The sequence below is a fragment of the Vibrio ichthyoenteri ATCC 700023 genome (genome assembly GCF_000222605.1).
Taxonomy (GTDB): Bacteria; Pseudomonadota; Gammaproteobacteria; order Enterobacterales; family Vibrionaceae; genus Vibrio; species Vibrio ichthyoenteri.
Window position 1 is genome coordinate 1 of sequence record NZ_AFWF01000093.1, and the last position, 624, is coordinate 624.

Here is a 624-nt window from a genome sequence, read left to right on the forward strand (position 1 = left end):
AAAAACCGTTTGGCGCATCTCTTCTCTTGTCATAATTGGCTCATATTGAATCGCTTCAACTTTCATTGAGTGAAAAAAGCTTTCGACACAAGCGTTATCCCAACAATTTCCTTTTCTACTCATGCTTTGCTTTAGATTATAATTACTTATCAGCGTTCGATAGTCTTTTGAGCAATACTGGCTCCCGCGATCGCTATGAACAATAACCTGCTCAGGAAATCCTCGGCGAAACAATGCCATCGATAGTGCATCGCAAACTAATGATGCTGTCATTCTTGTATCCATAGACCAGCCAATTACTTGCCTTGAGTAAAGGTCGATAATTACCGCTAAATACAACCAACCCTCGCTTGTCACAAGATAAGTGATATCTCCAGCCCACTTTTGATTGGGGACTTCTGCTCTAAAATCCTGGGCAAGCAGGTTAGGAGCAATTGGCATTGTATGTTTGCTATCCGTTGTGCACTTAAACTTACGAGCCGCTTTCGCTATTAAACCTTGACGCTTCATACTAGCAGCTATGGTTTTAATATTGAGCTTATCCCCGTTATCGGCCAGCTCTTTTTGAATGCGTCTTGAGCCATCTCGTTCTTTGCTGTCGTCAAAGGCTTTCTTGACTATGAT

The 624-nt window shown here is 42.0% G+C and carries 1 protein-coding gene; it reads right to left on the reverse strand.

Translation table 11 applies throughout. The features are described 5' to 3' along the window. The coding region (locus RH85_RS08300; RefSeq protein WP_006711772.1) for an IS3 family transposase at nucleotides 1-624 on the reverse strand (624 nt) is incomplete at both ends.